The 6102-nt window shown below is 64.0% G+C and carries 5 protein-coding genes and 1 pseudogene; all 6 read left to right on the plus strand.

Annotated elements, in window-relative coordinates; all coding sequences use genetic code 11:
* Window positions 1–948 (plus strand): malate dehydrogenase (gene mdh / locus VJ811_RS19095; protein WP_324075347.1); only part of this gene is annotated, 948 nt, incomplete at its 5' end.
* A 59-nt stretch (window positions 949–1007) separates the two neighbouring features.
* The gene (locus VJ811_RS19100; RefSeq protein WP_324075349.1) at window positions 1008–1457 is read left to right on the plus strand and encodes a hypothetical protein; all 450 of its coding nucleotides are present in this window, start codon (window positions 1008–1010) and stop codon (window positions 1455–1457) included.
* 76 nt (window positions 1458–1533) lie between these two features.
* Window positions 1534–2424: a succinate--CoA ligase subunit alpha gene (gene sucD, locus VJ811_RS19105; protein WP_324075350.1), complete on the plus strand. Its 891-nt coding sequence runs from the start codon at window positions 1534–1536 to the stop codon at window positions 2422–2424.
* An 82-nt stretch (window positions 2425–2506) separates the two neighbouring features.
* Window positions 2507–5326 (plus strand): 2-oxoglutarate dehydrogenase E1 component, encoded by a 2820-nt coding sequence (locus tag VJ811_RS19110; protein WP_324075352.1) that lies wholly within the window; start codon window positions 2507–2509, stop codon window positions 5324–5326.
* A gap of 125 nt (window positions 5327–5451) precedes the next feature.
* A pseudogene (locus VJ811_RS19115) lies at window positions 5452–5796 on the plus strand (biotin/lipoyl-containing protein); the annotation flags it as partial.
* A 70-nt stretch (window positions 5797–5866) separates the two neighbouring features.
* Window positions 5867–6102 (plus strand): biotin/lipoyl-containing protein (locus VJ811_RS19120; RefSeq protein WP_324075354.1); only part of this gene is annotated, 236 nt, incomplete at its 3' end.

Below are 6102 nucleotides of genomic sequence, written 5' to 3' on the forward strand. Positions count from 1 at the left end.
ATCGCTTTGATCGGAGCCGGAAATATCGGCGGAACATTGGCGCTGCTCGCCGCGCAGAAGGAGCTCGGTGACGTCGTTCTGTTCGACGTGGTCGAAGGCGTGCCGCAGGGCAAGGCGCTCGACCTGTCGCAGGTCGGCCCGGTCCAGGGCTTTGATGCAAAGATCACCGGCACCAACGACTATGCCGACATCGCCGGCGCCGACGTCATCATCGTCACCGCCGGTGTCGCCCGCAAGCCGGGCATGAGCCGCGACGATCTGCTCGGCATCAACCTGAAGGTTATGAAGGCCGTCGGCGAAGGCATCAAGGCCAACGCCCCCGACGCCTTCGTCATCTGCATCACCAACCCGCTCGACGCGATGGTCTGGGCGCTGCGCGAATTCTCAGGGCTCCCGCACAACAAGGTCGTCGGCATGGCCGGCGTGCTCGATTCGGCGCGCTTCAGCCACTTCATCGCCGACGAATTCGACGTCTCGGTCAAGGATGTGAACACCTTCGTCCTCGGCGGGCATGGAGATACGATGGTCCCCGTGACGCGCTATTCGACGGTCAACGGCATCCCCGTTCCCGACCTGGTCAAGATGGGCCTGTCGAGCCAGGACAAGATCGACGCGATCGTCAAGCGCACCCGCGGCGGCGGCGGCGAAATCGTTGCGCTGCTCGGCACGGGTTCGGCTTTCTATGCACCCGCAGCTTCGGGCATCGCGATGGCCGAAGCTTACCTCGGCGACCAGAAGCGCATCCTGCCCTGCGCCGCCTATGTTGATGGCCAGTACGGCCTCGACGGCCTCTATGTTGGCGTCCCGGTGCTGATCGGCGCCGGCGGCGTCGAAAAGATCGTCGAGATCGAACTCGACGATGCCGACAAGGCGGGCCTGCAGGTGTCGGTCGATGCGGTCAAGGAACTGCTCGACGCGTGCAAGGCGTTGGACTCGTCGCTCTCGTGATACGCGTGGCAGGATTCTGGCTGCTTGCAATATTACCGGTAATGTCGGCTAGCGCTCAGGTGCCGCAGAACATCAAGCCCGCCGACCTTGCTATGCTGGTCGGTGCCTTCAAGGCTATTTGCGTTGAGCCGGGCGTCGATGCCACAGCGCAGATTGCGACGGTTAAGGCTGAGCCTTGGGTCCTTCCGTCCAAAGGAGCGAGCGAGGAAGTCGGAGAGCTTTTTGGACGGCTCTATCAGGGCACGCCGCTGCAGGTGTCGATCAAGGCGTCTGGCCAATTTCCAAACTGTTCTGTTCTGACCGTACTACCGACTGAAACGACGCTGGAAGCAGCGGAAGCGGCGTTCGCAAACGGCTTGAGCATCCGCAGGGCGAAATTCGATTCCCGACGCAGCCAGATCGACTGGCCAGAGGCGTTCGGTGACAAGCGTTGGGTCACATTCAGCCTCAGGAAGTCAGCAGACATGACCGTTGGCATCTTTGCCGCATTCGATCCGACGGCCCGTTAGTGGCGATGGGAGCAATAATTCGGGTGATGATCCGTCGCCTTGGTTTTGCGTTTCGCCGCGATAAGAAGGAAGCAAAATGAGCATTCTCATCGACAAGAATACCAAGGTCATCACGCAAGGGATGACCGGCGCCACCGGCACCTTCCACACCGAACAGGCGCTCGCCTATGGCACGAAGATGGTCGGCGGCGTGACGCCGGGGAAGGGCGGCACGACGCATATCGGCCTGCCGAACTTCAACACGGTTGAGGAAGCCAAGGCCGCGACCGGGGCGACCGCGAGCTGCATCTATGTGCCGCCGCCGTTCGCCGCCGACTCGATCCTCGAGGCGATCGATGCGGAGATGGAGCTGATCGTCTGCATCACCGAAGGTATTCCGGTGCTCGACATGGTCAAGGTGAAGCGCGCGCTGTCGGGTTCGAAGTCGCGCCTGATCGGCCCGAACTGCCCCGGCGTTCTGACCCCCGGCGAATGCAAGATCGGCATCATGCCCGGCAGCATCTTCTCGAAGGGCAGCGTCGGCGTCGTGTCGCGCTCGGGCACGCTGACCTATGAAGCGGTGTTCCAGACCACGAACGTCGGGCTCGGTCAGACGACCGCAGTCGGCATCGGCGGCGACCCCGTCAATGGCACCAATTTCATCGACGTGCTCGAACTCTTCCTTGCCGACGAGGCGACCAAGTCGATCATTATGATCGGCGAAATCGGCGGCGACGCCGAGGAGCAGGCAGCACAGTTCCTGATCGACGAAGCCAAGCGCGGCCGCAAAAAGCCGATGGCGGGCTTCATCGCGGGCCGCACCGCGCCTCCGGGCCGCCGCATGGGCCATGCCGGCGCGATCGTGTCGGGCGGCAAGGGCGACGCCGAAAGCAAGATCGCGGCGATGGAAGCCGCGGGCATCAAGGTGTCGGCGAGCCCCTCGGAACTTGGCTCGACCCTCGCCGAAGTGCTGAAGGAACGCGTCTGATCGGACGGCCCGCCGGCACCCTTTGCCGGCGGGCCTCCGCTCCCCATATAAACCCCACCCCTACCTCCCCGTGGAAAAGCAGATGAACCTCGAACGACAAAGCTTCGACATCGACGAGCCGCAGGCCGGCCCGAGCTGGGCGCCGAAAAACTGGCCGCAGATCGACAGCGACGACCTGACCGCCGCGCTCGACCCGCAGCAGATGCAGGTCCTTGTGAAGGCCGCTGCCGCGAAGGCGGGCGCGCCGCTGTCGAATGCCGAAGTCGAGCGCGCCGCGGACGATTCGATCCGCGCGATGATGCTGATCCGCACCTATCGCGTGCGCGGGCATCTTGCGGCAAACCTCGATCCGCTCGGCCTCAGCCAGCGTGAACTGCCCGCCGACCTGACGCCCGAATATCACGGCTTCGTCGGCGCCGACCTCGATCGTCCGGTTTACATCGGCGGAACGCTCGGCCTCGAAAAGGCGACCATTCGCGAGATCGTCGCGATCCTGCGCGCCAATTATTGCGGCAATGTCGGCCTTGAATATATGCACATCGCCGACATCGAGGAGCGCCAGTTCCTGCAGGAGCGGATGGAAGGCGCCGACAAGATCATCGAATTTTCAGTCGAGGGCAAACGTGCCATCCTGAGCAAGGTGATCCAGGCCGAGGAGTGGGAGAAATTCCTCGCGCGCAAATATGTCGGCACCAAGCGCTTTGGCCTCGACGGCGGCGAGAGCATGATTCCCGCGATGGAAGCGATCATCAAATATGGCGCGCAGTATGGCGTGCGCGAGATAGTTTATGGGATGGCGCATCGGGGGCGGCTCAACATGCTCGCCAACGTGATGGCGAAGCCGTATCAGGTGATCTTCCACGAATTTTCGGGCGGCAGCGCGAACCCCGACGATGTCGGCGGGTCGGGCGACGTCAAATATCATCTCGGCACCTCGACCGACCGCGAGTTCGGCGGCGCGTCGGTGCATATGTCGCTCGTCCCCAACCCCTCGCACCTCGAAGCCGCCGACCCGGTCGTGCTCGGCAAGGTGCGTGCGCAGCAGGTCGTGCGCGACGACCTCGCCAAGCATGAGCAGGTGCTGCCCGTGCTGATCCACGGCGACGCGGCGTTCGCGGGGCAGGGGATCGTCTGGGAATGCCTCGGCTTCTCGGGCATTCGTGGTTACAACACCGGCGGCTGCATCCACTTCATCGTCAACAACCAGATCGGTTTCACGACCAGCCCGCAGTTCGCGCGCTCGTCGCCCTATCCGTCGGACGTCGCCAAGGGCGTGATGGCGCCGATCCTGCACGTCAACGGCGACGATCCCGAGGCGGTGACCTTCGCGTGCAAGCTCGCGATCGATTTCCGCCAGCAGTTCAAGCGCGACGTCGTGATCGACATGTGGTGCTATCGCCGCTTCGGCCACAACGAGGGCGACGAGCCTTCGTTCACCCAGCCTTTGATGTACGGCGTCATTCGCCAGCATCCGCCGGTGTCGCAGCTTTGCGCCGCGAAGCTGGAGGCCGAAGGCGTGATCGATGCCAGCTGGGCCGATGCCCGGCGTGCCGAATTCGTGGCGCGGCTCGAAGGCGATTTCGAAGCCGCAAAGAGCTACAAGCCCAACAAGGCCGACTGGTTCGCGGGCCGCTGGTCGGGGCTGCACGCCCCCGCCGACCCCGAGAATGCGCGCCGCAACATCGCGACCGGGGTTTCGGACAAATTGTTCGATTCGATCGGGCGCGCGCTGACGACGATCCCCGCCGACGTCGAGGTTCACAAGACGCTGCGCCGCGTGATCGACGCGCGCGGCGCGATGTTCGCCGACAAGAGCGATGGCGAAGTGTTCGACTGGGCAACCGCCGAGAGCCTCGCTTTCGGCACCTTGCTGAGCGAAGGCTATCAGGTGCGCCTGTCGGGCCAGGATTCGGGGCGCGGCACCTTCAGCCAGCGTCACGCCGTCTGGGTCGACCAGAAGACCGAAGCCAAATATGTCCCGCTGACGACCGTCCCCCACGGCCGTTTCGAGGTGCTCGACAGCCCCTTGAGCGAATATGGCGTGCTCGGTTTCGAATATGGCTATGCGATGGCCGATCCGAAGAGCCTGGTGCTGTGGGAAGCGCAGTTCGGCGATTTCGCCAATGGCGCGCAGATCATGATCGACCAGTTCATCGCGTCGGGTGAAGCCAAGTGGCTGCGCGCCAACGGTCTCGTCATGCTGCTGCCGCACGGTTATGAAGGGCAGGGCCCCGAACATAGCTCGGCGCGCCTCGAACGCTTCCTTCAGCTGTGCGCGGGCGACAATATCCAGGTGTGCAATATTTCGACCCCGTCGAACTATTTCCACGTCCTGCGCCGCCAGATGCTGCGTCCGTTCCGCAAGCCGCTGATCATCATGACGCCGAAGTCGCTGCTTCGCCACAAGCTGGCGGTGTCGCAGCGTTCGGATTTCATCGGCGACGCGCATTTCCGCCGCCTGATGTCCGACCGCACCGCGCCCGCCGACAAGGACGTCAAGCGCGTCGTCCTCTGTTCGGGCAAGGTCGGTTACGACCTGATGGAAGCGCGCGACGCCGCGGGGCTGACCGACACGACGGTGATCCGTGTCGAGCAAATCTATCCCTTCCCGGGTGAGCCGCTCGCCGTCCGCCTGAAGCGGATGCCGAACCTCGAAGAGGTGGTGTGGGCGCAGGAAGAGCCGCGCAACAATGGCGCGTGGTTCTTCGTCAACGAACTGATCGAGGATGCGCTGACCGATGCGGGCAAGAAGGGCATGCGGCCGCGTTACGCCGGCCGCGCCGCCGCGGCGTCGCCCGCGACGGGCCTGATGAGCCGCCACCAGACCGAACAGTCGGCGCTCGTCGCCGATGCGCTCGGCCTGTCGGTTCGTGCCGAAATCCGCCGTACCAAGAACAAATGAGCGGCGCGCGCCCCATAAATAGGGAGGCGCAGCCCCCTATTTATCGGTCGAGGTCGCCGAACAAACGCAACGATAATCTCGATAAATAGGGACTGTCCCTATTTATGGCTCCCAAGGAAGAAGCGATGAGCACCGAAGTCAAAGTCCCCACGCTGGGCGAAAGCGTTACCGAAGCGACGATCGGCGAATGGCTGAAAAAGCCCGGCGAAGCGGTCGCGCTCGACGAGCCCATCGCCAGCCTCGAAACCGACAAGGTCGCGGTCGAAGTGCCGTCGCCCGTCGCGGGCGTGATGGGCCAGCAGCTCGCCGCGGTCGGCGATACGGTCAATGTCGGCGCGGCGATCGCGACGATCGAGGCGGGCAAGAAGGGCATGCGTCCGCGCTATGCCGGTCGCGCTGCCGCGGCATCGCCCGCGACCGGCCTGATGAGCCGCCACCAGACCGAACAGTCGGCGCTCGTCGCCGATGCGCTCGGCCTGTCGGTTCGCGCCGAAATCCGCCGTACGAAGAATAAAGCTTAAGCCCCAAGGAACTGCACCTATGAGCACCGAAGTCAAAGTCCCCACGCTGGGCGAAAGCGTTACCGAAGCGACGATCGGCGAATGGCTGAAGAAGCCCGGCGAAGCGGTTGCGCTCGACGAGCCGATCGCGAGCCTCGAAACCGACAAGGTCGCGGTCGAAGTGCCGTCGCCGGTCGCGGGCGTGATGGGCGAGCAGCTCGTCGCGGTCGGCGATACGGTGAATGTCGGCGCCGCGATTGCGACGATTGAGGCGGG

The organism is Sphingopyxis sp., from assembly GCF_035250425.1.
Taxonomy (GTDB): domain Bacteria; phylum Pseudomonadota; class Alphaproteobacteria; order Sphingomonadales; family Sphingomonadaceae; genus Sphingopyxis.

Coding starts and splice junctions, on each gene's coding strand:
- VJ811_RS19110 (WP_324075352.1), top strand. CDS start 2,507: ATGAACCTCGAACGACAAAGCTTCGACATCGACGAGCCGCAGGCCGGC.
- sucD (WP_324075350.1), top strand. CDS start 1,534: ATGAGCATTCTCATCGACAAGAATACCAAGGTCATCACGCAAGGGATG.